Annotated in this window: 27 protein-coding genes and 3 pseudogenes; 29 read left to right on the top strand and 1 reads right to left on the bottom strand. The window is 40.9% G+C overall.

Translation table 11 applies throughout. The features are described 5' to 3' along the window. The first annotated feature begins 21 nt into the window (after positions 1-21). From LBW89_RS18495 to LBW89_RS18455, 9 genes and pseudogenes are all read left to right on the top strand, one after another. The gene (locus tag LBW89_RS18495) at positions 22-3,345 is read left to right on the top strand and encodes an HNH endonuclease (RefSeq protein ID WP_148456674.1); all 3,324 of its coding nucleotides are present in this window, start codon (positions 22-24) and stop codon (positions 3,343-3,345) included. Next, positions 3,336-3,755 (top strand): SMI1/KNR4 family protein, encoded by a 420-nt coding sequence (locus LBW89_RS18490; protein ID WP_148456675.1) that lies wholly within the window; start codon positions 3,336-3,338, stop codon positions 3,753-3,755. The genes LBW89_RS18495 and LBW89_RS18490 overlap by 10 nt, the downstream gene beginning before the upstream one ends. A gap of 43 nt (positions 3,756-3,798) precedes the next feature. Continuing rightward, on the top strand, positions 3,799-4,287 hold the full coding sequence (locus tag LBW89_RS18485) for an SMI1/KNR4 family protein (protein ID WP_148456677.1): 489 nt from the start codon (positions 3,799-3,801) through the stop codon (positions 4,285-4,287). Positions 4,288-4,693: 406 nt separating this feature from the next. Next, on the top strand, positions 4,694-4,960 hold the full coding sequence (locus LBW89_RS18480; RefSeq protein WP_148456679.1) for a hypothetical protein: 267 nt from the start codon (positions 4,694-4,696) through the stop codon (positions 4,958-4,960). Positions 4,961-5,393: 433 nt separating this feature from the next. Beyond that, positions 5,394-6,068 (top strand): hypothetical protein, encoded by a 675-nt coding sequence (locus tag LBW89_RS18475; protein WP_148456681.1) that lies wholly within the window; start codon positions 5,394-5,396, stop codon positions 6,066-6,068. A 27-nt stretch (positions 6,069-6,095) separates the two neighbouring features. Beyond that, on the top strand, positions 6,096-6,578 hold the full coding sequence (locus LBW89_RS18470; protein ID WP_148456683.1) for a hypothetical protein: 483 nt from the start codon (positions 6,096-6,098) through the stop codon (positions 6,576-6,578). Positions 6,579-6,795: 217 nt separating this feature from the next. Continuing rightward, entirely contained in the window at positions 6,796-7,122 is a 327-nt protein-coding gene (locus tag LBW89_RS18465) for a helix-turn-helix domain-containing protein (protein WP_211373352.1), read from the top strand. Positions 7,123-7,389: 267 nt separating this feature from the next. Next, positions 7,390-7,629 (top strand): annotated as a pseudogene (locus tag LBW89_RS18460) (DNA/RNA non-specific endonuclease); the annotation flags it as partial. A 4-nt stretch (positions 7,630-7,633) separates the two neighbouring features. Beyond that, positions 7,634-8,116, top strand: a complete 483-nt coding sequence (locus LBW89_RS18455; protein WP_148456685.1) for an immunity protein YezG family protein — start codon at positions 7,634-7,636, stop codon at positions 8,114-8,116. A gap of 319 nt (positions 8,117-8,435) precedes the next feature. Here LBW89_RS18455 and LBW89_RS18450 read toward each other — a convergent pair whose 3' ends face one another. After that, positions 8,436-8,642: a helix-turn-helix domain-containing protein gene (locus tag LBW89_RS18450; protein ID WP_148456687.1), complete on the bottom strand. Its 207-nt coding sequence runs from the start codon at positions 8,640-8,642 to the stop codon at positions 8,436-8,438. Between the two features lie 545 nt (positions 8,643-9,187). Between LBW89_RS18450 and LBW89_RS18445 the strand changes: the two genes are divergently transcribed. The 20 genes and pseudogenes from LBW89_RS18445 to LBW89_RS18355 all read left to right on the top strand — a co-directional run bounded on the left by LBW89_RS18445 (position 9,188) and on the right by LBW89_RS18355 (position 24,829). After that, positions 9,188-9,481 (top strand): DUF6809 family protein, encoded by a 294-nt coding sequence (locus LBW89_RS18445; protein WP_148456689.1) that lies wholly within the window; start codon positions 9,188-9,190, stop codon positions 9,479-9,481. 78 nt (positions 9,482-9,559) lie between these two features. Beyond that, positions 9,560-10,108, top strand: a complete 549-nt coding sequence (locus tag LBW89_RS18440) for an RDD family protein (protein WP_211373353.1) — start codon at positions 9,560-9,562, stop codon at positions 10,106-10,108. A gap of 286 nt (positions 10,109-10,394) precedes the next feature. Beyond that, positions 10,395-11,168, top strand: coding sequence for a DNA and RNA helicase (locus LBW89_RS18435; protein WP_148456691.1), 774 nt, complete (start codon positions 10,395-10,397; stop codon positions 11,166-11,168). Between the two features lie 15 nt (positions 11,169-11,183). Further along, positions 11,184-11,816, top strand: a complete 633-nt coding sequence (locus tag LBW89_RS18430; protein WP_148456693.1) for a hypothetical protein — start codon at positions 11,184-11,186, stop codon at positions 11,814-11,816. Between the two features lie 4 nt (positions 11,817-11,820). Beyond that, a complete protein-coding gene (locus LBW89_RS18425; RefSeq protein WP_148456695.1) occupies positions 11,821-13,251 on the top strand; it encodes a contractile injection system protein, VgrG/Pvc8 family in 1,431 nt (476 codons plus the stop codon). Positions 13,252-13,265: 14 nt separating this feature from the next. Further along, positions 13,266-13,877, top strand: a complete 612-nt coding sequence (locus LBW89_RS18420; protein WP_148456697.1) for a hypothetical protein — start codon at positions 13,266-13,268, stop codon at positions 13,875-13,877. 3 nt (positions 13,878-13,880) lie between these two features. Beyond that, a complete protein-coding gene (locus LBW89_RS18415; protein ID WP_148456699.1) occupies positions 13,881-14,396 on the top strand; it encodes a serine protease in 516 nt (171 codons plus the stop codon). Between the two features lie 62 nt (positions 14,397-14,458). Next, positions 14,459-14,866, top strand: a pseudogene (locus LBW89_RS18410) (DUF4280 domain-containing protein); the annotation flags it as partial. Between the two features lie 823 nt (positions 14,867-15,689). Next, complete coding sequence (locus tag LBW89_RS18405; RefSeq protein WP_148456701.1) at positions 15,690-16,292, top strand: hypothetical protein; 603 nt, start codon at positions 15,690-15,692, stop codon at positions 16,290-16,292. A 59-nt stretch (positions 16,293-16,351) separates the two neighbouring features. Then, complete coding sequence (locus tag LBW89_RS18400; protein ID WP_148456703.1) at positions 16,352-16,633, top strand: DUF4176 domain-containing protein; 282 nt, start codon at positions 16,352-16,354, stop codon at positions 16,631-16,633. 29 nt (positions 16,634-16,662) lie between these two features. Continuing rightward, the gene (locus LBW89_RS18395) at positions 16,663-19,524 is read left to right on the top strand and encodes a nucleic acid/nucleotide deaminase domain-containing protein (RefSeq protein WP_148456705.1); all 2,862 of its coding nucleotides are present in this window, start codon (positions 16,663-16,665) and stop codon (positions 19,522-19,524) included. Between the two features lie 4 nt (positions 19,525-19,528). Next, entirely contained in the window at positions 19,529-20,038 is a 510-nt protein-coding gene (locus LBW89_RS18390) for a hypothetical protein (RefSeq protein ID WP_148456707.1), read from the top strand. A 317-nt stretch (positions 20,039-20,355) separates the two neighbouring features. Further along, positions 20,356-20,802: a hypothetical protein gene (locus LBW89_RS18385; protein ID WP_225039806.1), complete on the top strand. Its 447-nt coding sequence runs from the start codon at positions 20,356-20,358 to the stop codon at positions 20,800-20,802. A gap of 4 nt (positions 20,803-20,806) precedes the next feature. Further along, the gene (locus tag LBW89_RS18380) at positions 20,807-21,376 is read left to right on the top strand and encodes a suppressor of fused domain protein (RefSeq protein WP_148456709.1); all 570 of its coding nucleotides are present in this window, start codon (positions 20,807-20,809) and stop codon (positions 21,374-21,376) included. Between the two features lie 178 nt (positions 21,377-21,554). Then, entirely contained in the window at positions 21,555-22,427 is an 873-nt protein-coding gene (locus LBW89_RS18375) for a hypothetical protein (RefSeq protein WP_148456711.1), read from the top strand. Positions 22,428-22,661: 234 nt separating this feature from the next. Beyond that, a pseudogene (locus tag LBW89_RS27950) lies at positions 22,662-22,769 on the top strand (hypothetical protein); the annotation flags it as partial. A gap of 17 nt (positions 22,770-22,786) precedes the next feature. Beyond that, positions 22,787-23,266 (top strand): hypothetical protein, encoded by a 480-nt coding sequence (locus tag LBW89_RS18370; protein ID WP_148456713.1) that lies wholly within the window; start codon positions 22,787-22,789, stop codon positions 23,264-23,266. A 65-nt stretch (positions 23,267-23,331) separates the two neighbouring features. Further along, a complete protein-coding gene (locus LBW89_RS18365; RefSeq protein WP_148456715.1) occupies positions 23,332-23,796 on the top strand; it encodes a hypothetical protein in 465 nt (154 codons plus the stop codon). 30 nt (positions 23,797-23,826) lie between these two features. Next, positions 23,827-24,519: a hypothetical protein gene (locus LBW89_RS18360; RefSeq protein ID WP_148456717.1), complete on the top strand. Its 693-nt coding sequence runs from the start codon at positions 23,827-23,829 to the stop codon at positions 24,517-24,519. Positions 24,520-24,547: 28 nt separating this feature from the next. Continuing rightward, positions 24,548-24,829 (top strand): hypothetical protein, encoded by a 282-nt coding sequence (locus LBW89_RS18355; RefSeq protein ID WP_225039804.1) that lies wholly within the window; start codon positions 24,548-24,550, stop codon positions 24,827-24,829. Positions 24,830-24,852: the final 23 nt, after the last annotated feature.

Here is a 24,852-nt window from a genome sequence, read left to right as displayed (position 1 = left end):
GAAGAAAGAGGGTGAATACCTATGTCCCAAGCTGAACAAGAAGTGTATCAAGGGGCCGGATTTCATATCCAATTTCCCTATCCCATTACGGCAGTCCGCAATCTTCACGTAGATCGCCAATTTAATGAGCACACCCAATGCAATTTATCCATTGTTATGACTGAAGAACATGCGATGGCGTGTTTGGAAAAGGGGAGCATGCGGGATACGGTTCATATTCGCAGAGAAACCCCGGAGGGGACCGAGTATTGGTTCTCGGGTGGAATAGCGGCAGTCGATATGGATGTGGAAGATGGGATATGGCATGTTTCCGTTAGGGCAATTTCACGTACATATGATATGGACCATCAACGGATGAGTCGATCCTATCAAAATAAAAATTTAACGTATACCTCCTTGATCAAACAACTCGTTGCTCCTTATAAAGACGGGGATGCGATGAACGAGGCTACCGAACCTGATGCAACGATCGGAAAGCTCCTTGTCCAGTACCAGGAAACCGACTGGCAGTTTATGAAGCGTGTGGCTTCCTTGGTAGGTACGGTCATTCTTCCGGACGTGGTATTGGACGCTCCCAGGGTATATTTTGGCGTCCCCGACTTTTCGTGGGGGAAGCAGCTCCATGTGTACCGATACACCATGACCCAGGATCGGGAGCTTTATTTACAGACCCACGTGGGTTACAGTGATACACGAACCAATTCCGCCGATTACGTCAGCTACGAAGTAACGAGCCGTCAATATGTCCAGGTCGGAGATAACGTTTCTTTTAAAGGCCAAATGTGGGTAGTTTATAGTGCGGATATGCGTTATGACCAAGGCATTGTGACGTATGCGTACAAACTTGTACAACGGTCGGGAATACGCAGCCGGGTCCAGCAAAACCATCGTATACAAGGGGTATCTTTAGGTGGAAAAGTCATTAGCCGCGCCAACAATATGGTGAAGGTCCATCTGGATATCGACGAAGAACATGATAACGGTGGGAACTGGTGGTTTCCGTATTCATCAGAGGGGAACAATATGTTTCACGCCTTACCGGAGGAAGGCGCACGGATTAACGTCTATTTTCCCGGCGGCGAAGAGAAGAAGGCGATTGCGATTAATGCAGTCCGAGGACGCCACGAGGAAATGAAAGGACGCACTGTATTTCAAAAGCCCACCACAAAAGTGTTCCATGTACCGGGCAATGCCAAGATGGAACTCGGAGAAGATGGCGTATTGTTCGAAAAGAATACGGTACGACTTCATTTGAATGCCGATGATATTACCCTGGAATCGGATGAGAACATATTAATCGTGGCGGCCAATGACCTGGAGCTCGGCAGTAAGGATAGGATGCCGGATTATATTAAAATGTGCGCGGACTCTATCATTTCAGTTTATGCAGGTAACCAAATGATTGAGGTAATGGAGCATAAGACCAAGATCCGGGCCCCGGAAATTAATATGAATATCACTCCAATGAGCCTGCTTGATATGCTGAATGAACAGGATATTGAAGATTTGTATGTTGACTCGCTGATGTCAGATGAACTGAAACGATATATGGAGGAGAAAAAGGAAAAGGAGAGAAACGGATGGACGGTAGCCAAAGAAGTCTTTGAGTACGTTCCGGGATTAATCGATTACGCATTAGGTATGCCGGAGCCTCCTGAACCTGAGCCAAGTCAAGAGGAAGTAGATGGGGTAAGGGAACGGATAAGGCAGCGAATCCGTCAAGAGCCGGGAAGCAGAGAGACCTCCACCACTTGGGTAGCCAAGCAAAGTAAAGAGGCCTTATCTTTTCACTATGAGGTGATTCATCGGGAGAAACCCGTGGAGGAAAAGAAAAAGTCAAAGAAAGAAAAGGAAAAAGAGCGGGAAGATTATGATGACTTTTACAAATCCTATGTGGAGCAACAGACCCAAATTGTGGAGCAACAGGCACGAATTGTGGAGCAACAGGCACGAATCAATGATCCGGAATGGATGGAGGGCCTGACTAATCAGAACTCAATTCAAGCGTTACAGGAAGAAACGTCGATGCTGCGAGCCATTGGACGAGAGCGAGAAAGACAAGCGGAGAGAATCGCAGAGAGACAAGCAGAAATGAAATCCGGTACGGCAAGCCTTGGCGAGCAATTGATGACAGCCATGTCGGACTGGTATAATCTGGAGTATGTGGTTCCCAAAAAACCGGATTATTTAAGTAAAGACCAGAGCAAGCCGATTTATTATTCCCGCTATTTCATCGAGCAGTTCATCATTAGTCCGCAGAAGACAGAAGCGAAATGGAACATGGTCTTTGGAGCAATTGCGGTGCTTATAACAGCTATTCCCTCAGGAGGCACATCAATTTACCTGTTTGTAGTTTTGAACGGGGCTTGGGGGATCGGTCAAATGGCCGTCAGCTCCATGAAGTTGCAGGAATTGGAAAACGGGGAATATAACACACCAGGTCTGGATAGAGCCCAGAAACTTTTGGATACGACAGGGGACGCTTTAGCGGTCATTGACCTTGCATTTATAGCGAAGTCAGTAGGACGGCACGTAATGAACCTAACGGTGGAATCAACAAGAAACGAAATGTTGCGAAATATCAAGAATCCAGCAGTCAGAGCAGGCTTGGACAAGGTGGGCACAAAGCTGGAACAGGCCCATAGTATTATGGACGACATGAAGTCAAGCTTCAACCCAGCCAATTTTGGACGAAGCGGCCTAGAATTAGCCGGGACAGGCGGTCGTGTTACCAGCCAGCTTGTCGATGGGCCGCAGGTTTGGTTTAGTAGTGGGAGTGGGGGGACGAGTAATTTTACAAAATCGGAGTTTGATAAAGCTGTTGACAAGGCAATGGAAGATGCAGTTGACAGGTTACCGCCTTACACTAGGAAGCCTGTAGAACCTAAAAAATATAAGAAGAAAATAGAAAATGATGACGGAACAGTCACATATATCATTGACAAAGGTGGTAAAGAAATAAAGGTAAAATATGACCAAGATGGACATGCGATTTTCAACTCTCAATTCGATACAACTCTACCTAAAAGCCTCTATTTAGCTGGAGATTCCGAGCAGTTTAGCTATTTATCAAAACAACTTTATGAAAAAGCAATGAAGGATCCAGAATTAAAGAAAAAATTCACAGAAGCGGAACTTGAACTTTTTAGAAAAGGTGAAAAACCAGATAGATTTACTTGGCATCACCATCAAGATCCTGGAAAAATGCAATTAGTTGATTATACTGAACACTTGGCTTCACATACTGGAGGAAGAGCTTACTGGGGTGGAGGCAAAGAAGCAAGAAGTGGGAAACTAAAAAGACAAATAATAAGTGAATTAAAGGAGAGACTGAATTGGGAGTAACATGGAAACGAGTGGTGGGACAAATTAATGATGCGGTTATTGGAAAAGTAGAAAAAACTTATAATATTGCATTTCCGAAAGATTTTAAGGAATGTGTTTTTCAAAATAATGGAGGTCACCCTTCACCAAATATCTTTTATTATAAAGATGGCGGCGAGGGGGTTATAGACCACTTGCTAAGTTTTACTAGTGATCCTAATATTGTTGTTATTTATGAATTTATTCGAGATGAAATACCATTAGGAATATTTCCATTTGCAACTGATCCTTTTGGTAATCAGATTTGTTTTGATTTTAGAAAAAATAAAGAGAAGCCAACGATTGTTTTTTATGATCATGAGGAAGTTGATGAATATAGTATAATAGAAATATGTGATTCATTTTCTGAGCTTTTGGATAGTTTACATTAGTCGATGAAGAAATTAATAAATAATATAAAAAAGGTGATCATTAATGGGGAAATTTGAAATTGAAAGTACTTTTTCATCAACTACTGCAGAAAAATTAGTAAAGTTTGAGAAGAAGTATGATTTGATTTTACCGGATGATTATAAACAATTTTTATTAATAAACAATGGTGGAAAAACAGGGCCTAAAAGAAGATTTCTTACTAATGATCCCACAAAAGAAGGTGAAGTAGAGTCATCGATTCTATTCTTCTTTCCACTTACAGATGAAACAACATCTAATCTCGAGAATATCTATCTACTATATACAAAAAGTAATGTCATTAAAAATTTATTCTTACCAATTGGAGAGACTCCAAGAAAAAATATCGTATGTATGGCGGTAAAGGGTGAGAATAAAGGGTCTGTTTTCCATTTTGATTTGGGATATGATGATTATATTAAAAAGGGAATTGAACTAGAATCAGAGTTTATAAGATTTATTGCAAGTAGTTTTACTGAATTTATTGATGGGTTATTTATTGCAAATCAGTAAGTTCCAAATGAATGTGACAAATACAAAGCATTAGCTTCAAACTAAATCGAATTGAATATTGAAGACAGGGTGATAGTTGGTAAAACGGCTATCATCTTTTTATTAGCCTATTTAAGATAACAACTCAGAATGTTATATTCCCTAATTTATATTCAAATTGGAAATGGGATGTACCAAAGAGTCTGCCCACATTTGGTCATGCATACTCTACAAATATCAGAAGTTGGAAAACAAGGACCGGGAGTTTATCACATAGAATTGTCCAGTAATGTTGGAGGGATATCATTCCTGAGAACAAGAGAAAAGGTTCCAGCAGATAGAGCAATTATTGTTAGAGAGGACAACAGTATAACAAGTGCATATCCATACAATAGTAGCCATCCTACAAAGCCAGAAAGGTGATAAAATGAACAAATATCCGATAGGAATTACACCAGAGGCAAGAATTAATCTTATCGAAAAATTTGATTTATCAGATGCACATTACATTGACTGGGAAATTATAGTTGCAGATCCTTCTAGACTTCAAGAATTTATTCATGGTTATAGATCTAATAATTGGAGTGTAGATGAAAAGTACGCTCTTATGGCTATTATTGTGGCTTCATATGAAGAAGCACTTAAAAAAAAAGGGAAGAAGAAACTATTTGGAATGAGATTCGTAGTATCCTAATAACTGATTTGGAAATTCATGTGGAGACTATAATTACTTGGTCATTAAAAGAAGAGGAATATACTCAGGAAGAGATTGACGAAGGTGATGGCTTTCTCATAACAAAGCGTATGATAGAAGTTTATGATTTTTGTAACATTCAAGCTCTTGTAGATAAAAATCGCTGGAACTCATTTGATACCTAGTCATGAAGAAAAAATCTTGGTAGTTATCTAGTGCAGATTGAACATAGCGTATAGTTAAAGTTGTTGCAATTTATAAAAAATGTAAATCCGATCACTATGTAAGGGTAAAATTGTACAACAACGCCACAATGCGAGCTTCACCGCCGTGTTGTGGTTTATTTATTTTCGCCGCAATAAACTAAACAATACAAGCATGCAAGAGGCGGTTGTTCAAAAAGTAACTGGATAACATGTTTGGAAAATATTACTTGATTGAGCGTAAGGGAGATAAACCGTTTATTCAGCTTAGTAAGAGCGGAGATGGTGGTACTCCGCCTAAACCTAAGCCTCATGAAGTAGATCCACCATCTCCACCTAAAGATCCTCCTGAGGGGACGGGTGAATTTACTCCTTATACTGATGGAATGAGAAAATATATACCTGAACCAGCACCAGGCCATGGATACCAAGCATTGTTAGAAAATTATTTTGAAATAAGAAAAGTTGGTTTAGATGATGTTGTTACTGTTGCAAAGAATACAGGATTAACAGAACAAGAAGTTATTAATATGAAAAAGCATGTTTTTCTGGATTTACATGATAAAGTATCTTTTGATGGTAAGAGTTATTCGACAAGCTATTTCCAAGCAGATGTTGATTTAGCGTGTGCATGGAAAACCGCTCAAAAGCAAGAATTAACTGTTGCTCAGAAAGAGTGGTTCAGAAAAATGGCTGATCATGAATTGGGGGAGAAAGTATTAATGGATCAAGGATGGCCATTAAGAGATGTGTCCACATATGATCCTATTTCAGGCGATTATCTTCCTGATCCCAGCAAGAGCGCTCATTTCGCAGCACCAGCACAGCCAGGTTCTTTTCCAGGGATTATGAATGATCCGGAATTCAGCTTTAACAGAGCTTTAAAAGACTCAAATGGCTACTAATACAAAATAAGTCGGGTGGTTAAGATTATGTATAGTAAAATAGCAATAGAAAGAATAAATAAAGTAAATTTGACAACTCTTGGTACAGCAGGTACACGAGAAGATTCGAAACTAATGGCAGAGTTTTTGAGAAGAATGGCTATTTTTTCTGTATCCCATAACGTAATGCCTCAAAATCCTTTTGTCATTGATATTGCCAATGAATTGGGTTTTCAAAACAACATAGATACAGAGAAGTTTTATTCTAGAGAAATGCTTGAATATGTGAATAATAACATGTATGCATATTATTTGATTAAATCATATTTAAAATTATCAGTAATATCAGATGAAATTAAAGAAGTTCACAAGTATTTAGATATTTATGATCCAATAATAAGATTATTCGAGAAGGGCGTACATTTTATAGTTAGGTCAGGTTTTATTGATGTTACTAATGTAGGATCTTTTCCAGTTCGTAACTGGTTAAGCCGTTCACAAAACGAACCATTTGATATTAACGATATATAATTTTGAATTTCGATAGCCTTATAGAGCGCAATTAAAAAATGAACTTTTATACTTCAACCACCAAATCGGGTAATTAACAGTAAGATCAACCCAAGGTGGCGATAAAAAAAATAAAACGAAGAAATCGAGTGCTTAAACTTAGCCATGAAAGAAACATCTGATAAACGGTTTTGCGAAAGGTACCTAGCCGTACGACTGCGATTAGAGGGTCATACCTTTGCAGAGATCGGTAATTTACTCTGACATTCGTCAAATCATCAATAACTATTGGCAAAGTTATCAAACCCAGAGTCTGTCCGGACTGGAAATGGGACACTCCTCCCCTGGACAACCACCTAAGCTCACAGAAGAGCAACGCATCCAATTAGCCGCTATGCTGGAGCAGAAACAGCCAGCCGATGTAGGGTTTGAAGCTCGCTACACCATTAGTCCAGGCTATGTTGTAATGATTTCTGAGAGTAAATATGATGAATTAGTAAAGAAGTATATTGATTTTGATTTGTTGGATAAAAAGCAGGATGATACTGCAAAATTTTTTGGTTAAACTACCAGTACGGAATAACCCATCCACTCAACAAAAATTACATATAGCCCATGTAATTCTTGTGAAAATTCTTCTTTTTGTTTTTAGTTATATCAAATGCTTGAATTTTAAATCTATACTAACGTTTTTCCTTTACACCCAACGGGTCAATTATGGTCAGATATCACCAAGGTTGACCTTTTTTGTTAACTATCATAGTGTAACAAGATGCTATAGAAAAAAGAAGATGATGGGGTCAACTTAATAGGAGCGTAGTTTAAAGGACCAAAAGATATTGATAATCTTGTTCCTCAGAATAGTCAGATTAATCGAAGTGGTGGTAATTGGTTTGAAATGGAAACAGAGTGGGCAAATGCTCTAAAAGAAGTGCCACCTAAAAGGGTTACAGTAAAAATTGAACCAGTCTATTCAGGGGATTCGTTGAGACCGGATTTATTTGAAGTAACCTACCAAATTGGAAATAAAAAGGAAGTTACTATAACAATACTAAATCAAGCGGGAGGTTAGTGGGATGGAACAGCAGATGAATGTTCTATATAGAGAGATAGCGGAAACAATAAATGAATTGATACCAGAGGACTGGGAAGATTTTTATTTTAATGGTGAGGTGGAAAATGGAGAAGGAGGAGTTTTCTTTTTCTTCAAACCAAAAAACAAGCATGATTATATTTATTGTCGAGATATTTTAAAGAAATATCATATTAATTCAGAAGTATATAAAAAATCGATGAGAAAGTTATTAAAAGTTACAAACGATCTAAAGAATGTATTTTTAGAAAATGGACAAGAGCCTTGGTTCTCAGTAACTATGAAACTGACATCTGAAGGAAAACTAAAGATTGAATACGATTATACAAAATGGGGAGAGTCTAACTTTGGCCCCTCAGATAGGTTGGAGTATTGGGAAAGTAAGTACCTGAATAATATTCCGCAAGACGAAAGTGATAGGATTAAAATTGATAAAATGAAGGAATTTGAAAATAATAATAACTAAAGATTACAACTATAGGGGTTATTTGCTTTATTTGTTAGCCCATATTAATCTAGTTCATTAACGTGACGGCATAATAAAATTTAAACTTAATAGCGGTATTTTGTTACATATCAAAGGTCAATCATGGCCAGATACCAGCATGATTGACCTTTTTTTGTTGTCTTAGCTTAGTCGTACGCGCCCCCACCGTCCTGGTCACTTTATAGTTCTGAGAACGCAAGGTTTTAGGCTTTCTAGAGTATGTGCATAAGAATTGCCTTTGACTCTACGCCCCATACAGATGCTTATATCCGAGCAACGTGATAATTAAAGCAGTAGTTTATTTTTCAAGACGGATAATATCTCCAACATCGTGTATGCCGAGGCAATCAGCAATTTTTTCGATATGTTCACGATTTATTGAGGTTCTCTGGTTGTTACAGATTTCGCTAATTGCCGCAGGTCGGATACCTGTGAGTTCTGAAAGTTGCTTTTGTGTCATTCCACGTTCCTTTAAAATATCACTCAACCGAATAATCAGATGCATAGGACTCCCCCTCTAAAAATTAATCATAGAATAAATCGATATATGACGCAATCATGCGATATTGACATTACGAAATAACGTAATTATAATATAAATGAAATTACTTAATAACGTTATATCGTAACATCGAAAATGATATATATAAATGGATAAGTCCAATTATCATTACAGGGATAAGTTATCATATCAAGCCTCAATGTTAATTGATGCTGTAGTTATAAGAGTACCCAATTATATATAGTTTTCCTTGGATCGATTATAAATTCGGGAGGTGAAAAAATAAAGAAGCTTGGGTCCCTTCCAATAATCCGAAACGAAATGTATAACGGAGGGCTGGACCAGGCACAGTGAAACCACCGAGTTATGCCAATATTACTTTTACGAAAAAACGAGGTTTAATCGAACTATGAAAAGGAAGCAGCGACCCTACCAATGGAGTTCCGTTTTCTCCCGGCAATTTCTGAGAGGCAGTTCGCACATTTAAACTATCAATGTATAAGTTTTCTTTTTCAGGCGGTGCAATCGATACGAGGAGAAGATGAAAAATGAAAAGTATGTTGGAGGCACTATATTATGGTGAAATTCGTCCAGAAGAAAATATCGTTCCTACGAATCCTGAGTACCGTGAAATAAGCAGAAGAGTATCCGAGGCCATGGGAATGTGGAAAGAGAAACTATCTAATGATGATTTTAACCAGCTTGAAGCGATGCTCGAGTTACGCAGCCAGTCGGAGTCGATGCATGCCACATCTACCTTCATAAATGGATTTCAGCTTGGGGCGTTAATGATGATAGAGATATATGCGGCTAAGGAAGAACTCCTTAATGGATTGGGGTAATTTACAGTAACATGAACTTAGATAGTGCGCGATTTACCAAAAGCTTGTTTCTACTCTGTTTAGTAGGAACAGGCTTTTTTGTTACTTTTCAGGGGGATTAGTTTTGGAAAAAGAGTAATCGCCTGGCTCATTGATGTGCTGGTGATCCAGTTTATTTTGCAAGTATTTCTAATCGGGTTTCTGAATTTTCGTTCGCTGTACTACGACTTCCTTCTAAACCAAAGCGAAAGGATGGATGTCGATTTAGAGGCGATCGGCGGAATTTTTTTTGAGAGTGGGTTTTTTTTCAAATTTGCGGTTGTGTTGAGCGTAATCCTCTCCTGGCTCTATTATGCCGCGATGGAATCATCCAAGCTGCAGGCGACGGTAGGCAAGCTGGCCATCGGCAGCATCGTGGTCGGTGAGATGAATGAACGGATTTCGTTCGGGAAGGCGAGCGGGCGGTATTTTGGCAAAATCATTTCTTCGTTGGTTCTCTGCATCGGCTACCTAATGGTGATCTTCACGGAACATCGGCAAGGGCTCCACGATAAGATGGCCAAGGCGTATGTCGTGGATAAGGAGCGGCTCGCCGCTTATCTGGCCGAGACGGAGAAGAATATGGACGGGGTTACGAAAATAGCGTGAGGAGGGGGACCAGCCCAGCCCCCCACCCGGATAGCGCCTGGTTCCAGGCTTATGAGGAACTGGTGCGGGCGCGAGTAGCTAAATAAGTTGAATTAAGGAAACAGCAATTAGGCAAGAGTGTGAAATGATTCTGGAGAAGCTACAAGCTTTCTGCAAAGAAAGCTGCTTCGGAAGCATCGGCTGCGCTCGCCTTTGTGAACAGCGATCGGAAGAACATTTCACACGGCTGCCTTACATGCAAATCAATAGTTCAACTTATATAAAATCGCGAAAGGAGGCGAAGCCGTTGTTTAACCATCTATTCCCGAAGTTTGAAAAAGGGCGGATCCTGAAAACCGCGATGCTGGAAAACCTGCGCGACTTCCCGCGCGAGGCCCTGGATATCGCCTACCAGGACTATGCGGACGGCATTATTACCGGGGCGACGATCCGGGTCGAGCGCGACACGCTGACGATTGCCCCAGGCATACTCAAGCACCAGGACCGGCTGTATCTGTTGAACCATCCGGTCGAGATCGCGTACCGGGCCACCGGGCGGGAAATGGCGGTCAAGGTGCGGTTTGGGGAAGGCAAGCAGGACAGTGACTGGGTGAGTCACCCCAGCGAAATCGTGCTGACCGAACCCGGAGAGTCCGGGTCTCCCGAGCTTGAACTGTGCCGCTTCAAGCTGAAGGAAGGGGCCCGGCTGCGCCAGGATTACCAGAACTTCCGCGACCTCGCCACGGAGTACAACACCGTTAACCTGCTGCACGTACGCTTCGCGGCGGATGGAGAGAGCACGGTTTCCCCGGTGATCCTGCGGATGTTTGGGGAGGAGATGATGCGGCGGGGGGGCGGAGAAGCGCAGGACTTCTCTTTTGCCATGATGTGCTTGAACGAGGGGGCGATCCGGCGGAATGTCATTTTGCATTACATCGCAAACCGCCTCGGCACCGCGTACAAGGATTACAGCAATATCGAAATCCACAAGTACCTGTCGCGCATCCTCGACAACACCCGCGGCGGCGGCCAGCGGCTGGGGATGAGCGCGGGCGGGAGCTTGCGCATGATTGTGGATTAGGGGAGGGGAATCACAGTGGAACAGTATTGGGATACAAAAATCATTTCTGCTATGAATGAAAGGTTGGATGCTGAGGAACCGGTGGGAGAAGGTTTGAAGGAAGAAATACGACCGGAGACTTCGGAACAACCCGACCTAAATCAGCCGCTTATAGTTATCAATGGAGAGCGGGTTCCTTTTGGAGAAAGATCCATACTTGATGATCGGCTTATCGTGACTGTACCGAAGACCTTTCATGAAATGACTCCCGAAATGGCTTCTCAAAAGTATCCTTCGGAGCATCGGCCAAAGCTGATTCTGACCAACGGGGAGAACACGGTCAACCTGTCTTTCAATCATACTGCCGACACCATTAAGGCGGATGAATTTGACGGTTTGATGGAAGAGATGTCCAAGATCCTCAAGCAGACCCAAAAAATTATCGAATGGATCGAACAAGGGGTGCGGGAGTTGGGGGAGAAGAAGGTGGGATATTTCGAATTTGTCACCCCCGTGATAAACGCCAATTTATACAATCTGTTCTTTTTTGCGGAGTTGGAAGGCACTTTGCTTTTGGTAACCTTCAATTGCTTGAATCAGGAAAAAGAGGCTTGGAGACCTGTTGCAAAAAGTATGCTGGACTCTATTCGCTTTGTAAAGGAGGGGTAAGCTGATGGGGAACGATAGTGCTCTGACCTATCACCAACTGAAAATCAGTCCTTTTGAATTGGTCAATTTACAAGAATTGACGATAACGAAAAAGTTCAATGAACATGCCTATTTCACATTTAAAGGAATGATCCCCGAAGAGCTAAAGGATAGTTACGTTTCCATGAGCAGATCCGATACACCCGTCGTGATTAGCCAGATGGATGAGGAAGGGCAGAGTGCCCCGTTATTCTGCGGCCTGATTCAAAAGATATCGATAAGCTCGGTTCGCGATATTTATTATCTGAATGTGGAGGGGATCTCCTACACCTATCTGCTTGATTTAGAGAAAAAGCGCAGGTCCTTCCAGAATAAAAAAATGACCTACACCCAGTTGCTAGAGACTATGACATCTGAGTACCCAAACCTTGACATTTTGGATGCTGCCACGGATGGAAAGACCCCATTAGGTCATTTCACGCTTCAATATGAGGAGACCGATTGGCAGTTTTTGCGAAGAATCGTCTCAAGATTTCGGACGGGTTTAATGCCGGCAGCTGGATTTGACACGCCCAAGGTTTGTTTTGGATTGCTGGATGGCAGCTCTAAAGGAGAACTTTCTAATTTTAATTATAAAGTCCGCAAGCGAATGGATGCCTATCGTTTAGCCCTTCATAAGCCTAATTTAAAAGTGGCGGAAGATGATTTTGTATATTACGAGGTTGAGTCTCCTAAGGTATTCGATTTGGGGAACGCCATTGAATTCAAAGGGAAGCAGCTTTATGTATTTGAAGCATATACCGTGATGAAGAACGGTTTACTTACGCATCGATATATTTTGAGTACAAGAGAGGGGCTTAGACAACCCACTTATTTTAATGACCAGATTATAGGGGCCTCGATTCAAGGAAAAGTGATCGATGTAACCAAAGATAAAGTAAAACTGCATTTGGATATGGATGCTTCGCAAAAACCTGAAGAAGCGCATTGGTTCCGCTACTCTTCGATGTATACGGCAGAAGGAAACACCGGATGGTACTGCATGCCCGAGAAAGGGGATCATGTGCGAATCTATTTTCCAGGAAATAAAGAGGAAGATGGTTTTGCGACAAGTTCAATGAGAACTCAAGCGGGCGAGAGTGGGAGCGATAAACTAGGTAACCCGAATATTAAGTATTTCCGTACACCGTCCGGGAAAGAACTCATGTTCAGTCCGGAAGAAATTGTAATTACAGGGAAAGACGGTGAGATTTTTATCCGTTTGAGCGAAAAAGATGGCATCGAAATCTCCAGCAGCTTGCCGATTCAGTTGAATACTCCACAAGATTTGGTTATGAACGCGGATCAGTCGATCGTATTTTCCGCCAAAGAAGAAATTCGAATGTCCTGTAAAGAAAGCCAAATCTTATTAAATGGAAATACGAAAATTGTCGGCACGGAGTTGAGGACCAATTAACATCGGAGGAGATCATGGGCGAGGCCAGGTTGAAATTTATTGCAGAAGTTATTAACCCTGCTCGTATGGAAGCCGTGAAGTTATTCAATGAGCATATTAAATCTAACAAAAATGAATGGCTGAACGAGTTTATAAGTCATTTCTGCCGGTTTTGTGTTCAAATTGCAGACGAGCAGAAGCGGGGGGCGAAAGGGAAAATCGCTCATTTTACATACTCCTTGCTGCGGACGCAACTGCAGCAGGATCAGGGTTTGTTTCTGGTAGAGGCAACGGATGCTACGTGGTTGTTGGATCGAACGCCGATTAAATCCATCTATGAAGTGAATTGGGTGATGAAGCCTTTGTTTTGGATGGAGGAGATCTGGGCTCAAAGACTAAAAGAGCAAAGCCATATTTATGCCGGAAAAGTCACTCCTGTCGATTTTGAAAAATTCCGCCTACAAGAAGCGCGAATCATTCATGAAGTTGTTTCTGCTCTAATTCGCGCGGCTCTGCCTGTAGCGGTAGAAACGCAGGAATATGCTGCAGTTGATAAAGAGGATACCTTTGAAATTCGTGTTGGGGGATACATGGACTGGAGCGAAAAAGTGTTTGAAAGTAGAACCGAGCCTGAAGGGAACAACTGATCAATGAACTTGGACTTTTATATGTTGACACAGGACCAGCGAATTGATGGGGCTTTAAAGCCTTTGGGGAGAGTGGACTTGCGACCGGAAGAAGCGAATGATAAGTCCATCCATTTGCAATTTCCGATTCAAAAGGCGGAGAAAGTAGTGGAGGTGGATTTCATTGAAAGACCGCTTCCGTTGATCTCCAATCGTCTTAAACAGCTTGCTGAAAAATTTTGCCCAAGAATGAAATTTGCTCCTGTCGGTTTGATGAATCTTGAAAAAAGGGAGCAGTACTGGTACTGGCTTGCTTCTTTTCCTCAAGTAGCTTGTTTGTCCGCGGAGAGTGAGTTTCATCCGAATGGAACTTTGAAGCGAATCGTCATTGATAGCTTTAAAGCAGGCAATCATCCTATTTTTCAGTTGCAAGGTTCTCGTGAGCATTACATCATCGTAAATCTGATGTTGGCGGAGAGCATACTGCGAAGAGATTTTACGGGGCTGAAACTGATTTCGGTGGAACAGGAAGATCGCTAAAAGAGTCAAGGCATATTCCACCAGGAAAAGGTGTGTAAGAGTCTTGTTAGGGAGGGGTGTAAATGCATACTAAAGGAGTGACACGACCTGAAGGAGATCATATTCCCTATGCTGTTGCGGGAGCGATCGTACACTGCAGCTACGGAACACAGCTTGGCCGTTTGAAACTCCCTTTATGTCACGGAGTGTATACCAAGGATAAGGCCCTTATGAACGTAAATGATTATGAGCCTTTTCAAAATGTGATGCCTTTCGGGTACTGTACAAGCTCTTTAAACCCGGCAGTGGCTAATGGGAGAATCGATATCCTTGGTGTTCGTAAGGCGCCATGTGTCCCCGTATTAACGAAAGAGTGGCTTAACGGTAAGGAAGATAAAATCGTTGATGGATATGCGGCATTGACCAAAGAGTCGACGAATATGTGTTTATATTGCGGCATGATCAAAATCCTGGATGACGGGCAGAATTTGGCACCTGTTTTTAGTGAGAATGTTGATGTTGGGGAATGCAAGGTTCCAGGTAAGGAAGAAGAGGAAGGTTCAGATTCAAATGTATTTCTGGAGTTTCTTTATGGAGCGGGGGACGCGGCATTAACGGATACTACTCTAGGGATCCTAGTCAACGAACCTCAGACGGATCATCCGATTGCCCGGAAAACAGGTGAAATTGTCGGTCACACCGCCACCACAGTTGTCGGGGCTGTGGAAACCATATTGGCTGGTGTAGGACTTGGCGGTTCGGTAGCAATATCCGCAACAGGTGTGGCAGCGCCTGTCGGGGTCCCGGCCGCAGTAGCAGCCGCCGCGGGGGTTGCCTATGGCTCTAGTGTAACCGTACAAGGTGCGAAGAATATCGGAAGCAGCGCCAGCGATTTGTATAGTATGATTAAGGGTGGGGGAGGGGCTTCAAAACCCAAATACTCGTATAAAAATGGGAAATTCGAAAATGCTGGTTATCACGGAAGCACAGGGAATTCGGTAAAAAGTAAAGCACCTCAAGATGGACAATTCGCATTAGATAACTCGCTTGAAATAAAAAGTACAACAGATAGGAGGGTAGGGATAGATTCGAACGGTAATTTTGTCGTATTGGATAAAACAGTTGATGGCGTATACCATGGCCATGTAAGACCTTGGAAAAGTAGCGATCCTAATCTAAAACCACTAACCCAACCTATGAAATCGGCTCTCACAGATGAAGGTTATGTGAGAGTAGTTGGCGGGAAGGGCAAATTAACTCAAAAAGCAATTGACCTTATCAAAGAATTTGAAAGCAAATAAAGGCGGGGGAAAAATGGTCGATACAATTAGACTTGACATATCGAAGTCGCAGGCAATTCTTTTATATTTACCTTGTGAAAAGAAGGACATTGTTCCTACTACCGATGTATTTTTGAAATATTGGCGTGGTGGAAATGTTGAATACGATTTATTTGTTAATGATTTTATTAATGAGGCAGTAAAGCAACTTTATAATTTGCTTACACGAGCAATGAATAATGAGCTTCAACTTAACAAGGAATTTGTTGATAAAGGGGTTGGCTATTACCACAATATTTACTTGCATGAGCTATTTACAACCGATAATAGAGATATTTATGATCCAGCCGAGAAAATAATAGTCTGGTCGACACCTACAGAAGTTGGCATTGAGACATACATTTACAATATTGATGGAGAAATATACCTCGAAATTAGCCCGTTTTATAAATGGGATAGTGATTATCCGGATGACGAAGATGAGTACCAAACTTTTGAGGAATATATAAACCAGCATCAGATGATTGATTTAATCCATATTCGGCGAGATGTTGCAGTGCAGTGGCAAAAGATACTTCATGAATTAATAGAGATTGCTCATTCCAACGAAAGGTACTGGATAGAAAAAAATAAGTGAGTCGATAAGATGTCTTTTTTCAAAATCAAGAAAGTGGAAAAATGAAAGGACTATTTCCTATGCACTTCTTACCCAATGGTTCTATCGTCCAACTAAAAGGCGGAAACAAGAAAATCATGATTTTTGGCCGGATGCAGACCCAAGCGGACACAGGAAAAGTATGGGATTATATCGCCTGTTTGTATCCGGAGGGGCTGGATCCGAATCAATTGTATTTATTTAATCATGAGCAAGTCGATCAAGTGTTTTTTACGGGATACCAAGACATGGAGGAACTGGCTTTCAATCAATATCTTCAGGAGTTGAAGCAACGGGATTTGAAATTGCACGAGGAAGAGTAGAGTTGTGAGGGTTGCCGAGGAGGGAGCTTATGGGGACGGGACAGGCCTACGCCGGATACGGACAAGTCCGGCTTATATCACCTTATGAGATACATACCTTAACGGATTTGCGGATCGAGCAGAATTTGAATGAACATGGGCAATTACTCGTACGGGGAATCATTCCCGATAACAAACAAGATACCTACATACAACTTCCCGTTAGTCATCAAACGATAGCCGTTCAGGAAGTGGACGACCAGGGAGAACCGGGACGGGTTCTGTTTCAAGGATTGGTACAAGAGGTCAGCATCAGTGCCATTCAGGGCGTTTATTATTTGGAATTAAGTGCCGTAACTTACTCGATGCTGATGGATTTGGAGCCGAGAAGTCGTTCTTTTTCGGGGGAGGAAGGGACTTATCGAGACATTGTGGATACAGTTCTGGCTGCTTACGACGGGGCTGACAAGCTTGATAATATCCTGAACAATCAGCGACCGGCGGGAATGGTGTTACAGTATAAAGAAACGGATTGGGCATTTATCCGTCGGATTGCTTCGCAGTTCGGGGCGGCCGTATTTCCGGAAGTCACCGCAGCTTCTCCCAAACTATTTCTAGGAATTCCGGAGGGGCGTTATTGGGAGTTGGCGCTTCAACCATATGTGTTGCATCGGGATCTGGCTCGGGAGGAAGAAATAAGGAAGCAAACGATCCACCAGGAAGGCGAAATCGATGAACAAATTTACACGGTGGAGACAGAGCAATTATATAAATTGGGCGACAAAATACAATTCTTGGAGAAGGAGTTTACCGTTGTCGGGTTTACTGGGCAATTTAAAGCAGGCCGGCTCGTGTATGAGTACCAATTCACACCTAGTGAAAAAAACTTGCAAAAACCTTTATACAATTCGCCCTTAATAGGCAGTTCCCTGGACGGTACGGTGGTCGAGGTAAAAGGGAGCGAAATTCAGGTCCATCTGACCCTCGACGGTGAAAGAGAGGTGAGACATTGGCTGGCCTATGAAACTCCTTATGCGGCTGAAGGGCATGGGGGCGGATGGTATAGTATGCCGGAGTCCGGTGACGCTGTTCGTGTCTATTTTCCATCGGTCAGAGAAGAATCGGCGATCGTCACAAGTTCGTTTAGAAGGGCGCCTCTGCCTAATAGAGCTTCAGATCCGGCAACGAAAGTATGGGCCACTCCTTTCGGGAAGGAGATGCGGTTTCAGCGTAGTGATATTACCGTAAGCGCAAGGCAAGAGAGAGTATTCCTGAAAATTGACGACAAAAGCGGATTAACCTTCCAAAGTGAGCATGACCTGATTCTCAAGAGCCATGCAGATATTTTAGCTTCCGTAAGCAGCCTCCGAGTCAACGCTGGAGAAGGCATCTATGTACATTGCAAATCCAGCAGCATGATTCTGGATGGGGAAACGGACATCAAGGCCGGGAGCTTACAGGTGGAAGGACTAAAAAAATCACCAGTGTACATAGAAGACTTGCCTCCCGTACCCGAGGTGCCGTTTGTCGATGAAGTTGCCTCAGAGGCGGGAAATACAGATAAAGCAAGTGGACCAGTCGGGATCTTGGGGATGGCGCAGTTAGGTTTGCAAGTGGCCGGCATGTTTCCTAGGGTGGGTGCAGCTGCAACAGGGGCAAGAGCTGGCTTAGGAGTGGCTCAAATAAGCAGCATTGCCATGTCTGTTGCATCAAGCCTTCCTTTTGTAGGGGGGGCGATCCGGGCAGCGAATTTAGGCAGGTCTCTAGCAGCTTCGCATAATCCGTTTCAAGAGCAGATCGATGCAATGCAACGGCTTGGGTTTGAACTGGCGGGTGCGGGACTCATGGGGAAGATGTTTATGGCTGCCCGCGGCGTAAAAAGCGATATGACGGCTGAAGAGTTTGTTGAGCGATTGAAGCGGGAAATGAATGTGAGTGTTAGCCTCAGAGGAGACGAGGAAATACCTGAATGGTGGTTTGAACCAGCAAAGAAGGATCCTATTGATAAGTTAGTTGATAAATTAATATACTGGGTAACGGGAGAGGAGCCGGAAGAGAAGACTCAATTAGAACAAGTACTATCAGCGCAATTTGCAACCATGTCATTAGAACAACAAATTTTCGCCACAGAAATGTCGAATGATTTCTATGCTATAGGCAGGGGAACGGCGTCTGTAGATAGAGTAGAGGAAGTCTTTACACCAGGTTTTACCCCAAACAAACCGAAAAACAACCGTAATCCTAAGAGTCCTATGTTTGGGAAGGACTGGTACGAGGACTTCAAGATAAAGTATGGAAAAAATAATGTTGAATGGGTAACAAATGAGGAAGGAAAATATAAGTCGGTAAACCCTAAGAATCCAATATTCGGTAATGAATGGTATGATTATTTTAGGGGGAAATATGGTGATAAAAACGTTATATGGGAGAATGATAAAAATAAGCCAAATAATAGATTTCTTAATTCACCCCCCCTTATACAAGTTCAATATGGTGAGTCTGATTTAAGCGCTTTGGCGAAGAATTATCGTATTGAGAATAAAGCATTTGACTTAAGAAATCTCGTAGTAGCAGAGGTTGAAATAGACGGTGTTCGTACCTTGAAAATTGTAGAAAGTACATCGCGGCCAGTTATCAAAAAAGATGGAACTATAGAATTTAAAAAGGTACATTCCGAAAAAGTTTTAGTAGAAGAAAAAAAGGCTGCTGAGTTAAATGGAAAAACATATAAAGTTTACAGAGTATATACTGAAAGAGAGCCGTGCATTCTTGGTGGACATAATTGCAAAGAGTTACTCGCTGAAGAATTTCCTGATGCTGAAGTAACCTATAGTGTTGAGTATGGCGATAAAGCCTCAAGAGACCGAGGAAACGCTGAATTAGCTAAAGAAATAGAAAAAATAAAGGAGTAAATATATGGATTTTGATATTAAAGAAATTATTAAATACTATGGAGAAGATGTATGGCAATATAAATTAAATGATTTGCTTAACGTGGGAATAAGTCGTGAAAATGCAAACTTTATTAGTAGTAGCGGATTACCAAAAGTTTTTTCTGATTTTATATTTTTTGAATTCGAAAAATTCGAGAAAATTACCTTTAAAAATACCAATATAATAAAAATTGGCCAATTCTCTTTTGGTGAGCATGGGTTATTTCTAAAAGAAAATGAGGATGAACTTTTTGCTAGCTCGTCCTATCATGAGCCTGAAATATATATAATGAACAAAAATATAGAGACATTTTTTTTGTTCCATCTCATTAAAAATAAGATAGCAATAAATATGATAGAAAGGAATAAATTCAATTCATTTGATTATGCTCTGGAATTAAAAAAAGTATATAATGAGAATGATTACGTAGCTATGGAAGATCAAGAAGGATATTGGTCGCATTTGGTGGAAGATTATGAAACTGGATTATGATTTATGTGTAATGGATGATCTATGAAAAGTGTGACTAGATAGGCTATTGTAATTCACTAATAAATAAGAGAGCCTCTATATAGGTAAATACTTATAAAGCGGCTCTCTTTATTACAACAATTCATAAATATAATGTAGTAATATAATTCACTTTTGATCGCTGGAGCGATTTTGAAAAAAGTGCACTAAGGAAAGAGTACGACGTAAGGGAGTTATTAGTCCTGAAAAATGAAATTTTATTATCGCGAGGAATAAATGAGGGGCATTTACCGCAAATATATATATCAACAGTATATAAAAGTGGGTGTAAGATAAAGATGGAACATTCGTTTCCTGAATTTGTTACCGGAGAGGCTATAAAAAACCTCCGCAGTAAAATAGAATTTCCAGATGATATTCCTTTTCAGGACTGGGAGTATATTGTGGCCGATCCGACAAGATTATCGGAATTCATTTCATATTATGAAAGTCTAGAGCTAAGTGTTGAAGAAAAATTCGCCCTCATGATCGTGATTGTCGGTTCATATAACGATGCAATATCTGACGGCGAAGAACAAAATGCGGCGTGGCAGAAAATTAGATACTTTCTTACAAATGATGCTATGATCCACTGGAATACAATTATCTATTGGGCGCTGCTGGATGATGAGATAGATTTAGAGGATTGTTTTGCAGTAACACCACAAATGCGAGAAATAGTAGATGATCTTGGAAGCTTCTCCATTGAACAAGGCAGTCTACAAAATCTTATTATAAAGGAATAAAAACATGATTAACTATGGAGAACTTTATTATGACCATTATAGCGATTTTTTAAGGGAGCCTATTGGCCGGGAGGTGTTTAAAAGTACTAATGAAATGCCAAGTATACAGATTCTCCGATATGAAAATGTTTTTGAGCAGTGTTTGGTATACAATTCACTTGGACTAAGTAAGTATGAGGAAATCGTAGGGGCCAACGTTGAGGTATCCATGGTAGTTGATGGGGCTTTTAGGAGTACGGGATATCTTCTAGCAAGCACTTTATTTTATTGTATCGGTAACAAAATGCAAATAGGTACTGGGTTAGCGATACGGGGCATTGAAAACCTGGATCCCACGTTTGTTCAAAAATACAATAAAAGCGCAATATATTTTACTGAACCCTACGCTTTTCCGGAAGAATATAGTGTTGTTCGTACTCATACTAACGATGAGGTTGGCAGAATACTATCGGTCTTCTATATCTCTCAATCAGAATTTGATTATTTTGCTAAATACGGAGCAGAAAAATTTGAGGACTTATTGGAGGAAAACAACGTCGACCCCTTTAATGTAAATAGACAATCAGCAGTATAAAGGGCATTCTTAGTCTGAATTTCGTGAAAAGTACAGGCTCATTCCAACTTGATCTATGAGTTAGGAGTGGGCTTTTTTGGTTTAAACGCGAAAGTTAATATTTGCTAAATAATCTAGGTGGATTTTCCGATATCACCTGTATGTCTTTAAATATACAAATCATAGGAGCTTAAGTACCATGAGGTGGAAGAGAGAAGCAAGCCTAGCTGAAAGAGTCAGTGCTGTGAATGAAGTATTCCGTTATTTAACGCAGGATCATGAAACAGAGGAGTATCTCACTTTTTTTACTCTACTCGAAAAGATGAAGAATATCCCTCCTTTACTTGATTTTTATGGAGAAGAATTCGTTCAGTACCTCATAGAACTTCTGCCTAAAATTGAGGATAAGTATGATAGGGCGCTATTAATCGAGACGCTTGTCCAGTGTTTCTACAGTTGTGAAGCAGTCGATAAGTCATACTGTCTGGAACTCCTTGATGAATATATGCTATGTGTGCGTGAATATGCTGCCAATATCGATGACATTATTCAATGTTTGTATGGTTTTTTTCATGCCGGGATTAGCAAAAGTGAGGCTGTCGTAAAGTTAGTTGAAAATCTGGACAGCAAAGAGTATTTATTGCGAATACTCTCACGGTTAGAAATCGATGATTCGGTGAATGTGTCAAAGGATCGATCGGAATGGTTAGCTGAGGCAAAGGAATTGTCTAGTATAAGCTGGCGTTCCGGAATTATTGCCCAGTTCTTATTATTGGTGCATCCTCATGTTCGGAAATATGCGGAAGTCAGCCAGATAACATTCTTGTATGACTCCTATGCGGGGGTATACGCGGACTGTTGGCCCAGAGGTTTGCTTCCGAATAGAAAGGAAACCCTGATTGCGGCAAACGTGCTGTCAATAAAGGAAATACGTATTCTGGAGAGGCTCGACGAGTTAATTAATACGCAGAAAAAGGATTTGGATTCGCCGGAAGTAAGGAAGTTATATGATGATTTTTTCGAAGGCAAAGATCCATTTGAGGTTATTTTTTCGTTGCAGGGAAAGGAGTAAGGAATGAATACTCGGTCGATCTTAAAAAAAGGTTCGCAACTACTATATCCTCGAGCGGTTTGATTTATTGTGGAAAATTGAAACTTGGTTTCGAGCCGATCATAAAGCCGAGGTTAAACAGGCGGTAAGAAACAACCAACATTTCTCTTGTATTGTTTTGAAGGAAGGTCAGGGATTTCAGAGGGACTTGCGGGTTTTCGATTGAAGACTGGTGGAAAATAGGGTTATTTAAATTATCTTGGAGAAGTAGTTATCAAGAATAAGTTTCAAAATGTGGGTCAATTTCACGAAGGCGTTGCCGGAAGATGGATTTATAAACCTGATTCTTTTGATCTTTGGTAGGGGGAACTGGATCGAAAATGGGAATTTCAACGTTTTTATTGTTCGAATGTGGAAAAAGTATTGCGGCAAACGACCTCCTGTGGAGCATTAATAACCTTTGCATACGTGATCACCTTTACTTTGATACGGAGGAAGAAAAATATACGATTAACGGGGATCTTAAATACTGTCGTGTTTATATCAGCGATTTTCCATTCACAGAGGAGTGTTCGAGACCGCTTTGTTTTAGCCTGTTTGATGAACCTTATGAATATCAAACCGTTAGTTTCAAATGGGATGATACAGGTGAGGAATATTTCAAGGCCATGGAATCCGATGATTTTTGGGAGAATGAAGATCTGCTATTGCGATTCGTTTACGGTATTCTGAAAGTTTATCCACGTGCCAAAGTATGGGTAGAAGAAGATTGGTTCTATACACTCGAGGACTTGGAAAAAATAAAGAAACAACCTTACGATGGTAACTGGTGCTATAGACATCCAAAATTAAGTTCCTGATAGAATGGGGGGGCTTATCCTTATCTTCAGGGAACTTTGCAAGCCATTTATGGAGGTGGATTGGAATGGACTACGATTTATTTCTTAATACTAAGCTAGATGTTATGAGTTTAGGGGATCTATTAAGTAAAATGCTGAGTGGTATATTGAACGAGGAAATAAAGTGTGTAAAGGTACGGAGTGAGCTAGGATATCATTATTTATATGTTAATGGTAAGTATTTTACAATACATATTGAGTTAGATGATGAAGACAGAGAAGAGTATCGTGAGATGAATGCCAGATATCATTACGTCGATACAAATATTCATATTAGTGTTCAATTGCTTTCAAAAACATTTGAAATTGGGTGGTTGAAATTGCTCGAGTTGATTGGTCGCTTATTGAAGGCTATCGCTGGAGATATACTCTTATTGGATGACTGTTCTTTTTCGGTAATGAAAAGAAAAAATAGTATCACGCTGGTTAACACTAACTTGGATGAGTATCGAATTAAGTATATTACTAGGGAGAATTTAAAAAAATTCTGAATTACTCATTTCGAGAAGTGAACTTTGCGAATGAATAGTGGGAACGAGGATCAAACAATAAAGGGGGAGAAGAAGATAGAAGTCAAGAGATTTGGCAATCCCCAACTTTTCTCTATTGAGTATTCCCTTTTGGATAATCCTATTGATGATAGTGGATATTTAAAGGAGTCATGGGGAAACTTTGCACTAATCGTTGATGGTAAAAATATTTGTGAACATGAGGTCGAAAATGAAACCTATAAATATGTTTGGTATTTGGACAATATTGTCGGTTGGTTCAGTAGTAATTTAATTTATGTTTTGGGTTATGACCCTTATCCACTCCCGGTGAAGGGAGATAGCGTGCAAGAGTTGATTTTAAATAGTGAGAGACACGTTCCGGAAGAAGATGACGAGGAGTACTATTGGTACCATGCAAAGAGTTCGTGGACAATGCGGCATAATTGGTTTTCAAGTAGAGGAGGCTCCTATTTACCTAATATATATTTTAGACGTGTCGAGCGGGAAATTGAAATAGTGTGGGATAATTCTATCTATAGAGATAGTCAGGTTATTTTTAGTCAAGCAGATGGCAGCGTGCGTCTCCCGTTAGGTGAATTTAAAAAAGTTATTTTTGGGTTTCTAAATGATTTCTATCCAAATTTATTAGATAAAATTCCCCAATCTAGGACTGCTGACCGGCAAAGCATTGAGCGTATGTGGAGAAAATTCAAGTTGTTATAAGAATAGGGCTTGGAATGAGGGGTTGAATATGAATCCTTATATATTATCTTTCACAAGAAAGTTCGATCCTTACTTCGATCAAAAGGAAATTTTAAATATGATTTATTTACATGATGAGGAGGATAACGAGAGGTTAGATCATGTGTTTTTCCTTGAGCAGGTTGATGGCGGTGTCGCTGGCATATATGTAAGAGGCATGAATCCATTGATTTTAGGAAGTCCCAAGTCAGTGAAATGCTGGGGAACAGGTTTCCGGCTGAGGAGGTTATTACATACGAGAAGAAAAGCGAGAGTGGCTGGGAAAAGATAAACTGAAGGAACAGGTGATGCAAA

Source organism: Paenibacillus sp. alder61, from assembly GCF_020179875.1.
Classification (GTDB): domain Bacteria; phylum Bacillota; class Bacilli; order Paenibacillales; family Paenibacillaceae; genus Fontibacillus; species Fontibacillus faecis.
Note: the sequence above shows the minus strand (reverse complement) of the source record. Positions and strands in the feature narration are given on the sequence as shown.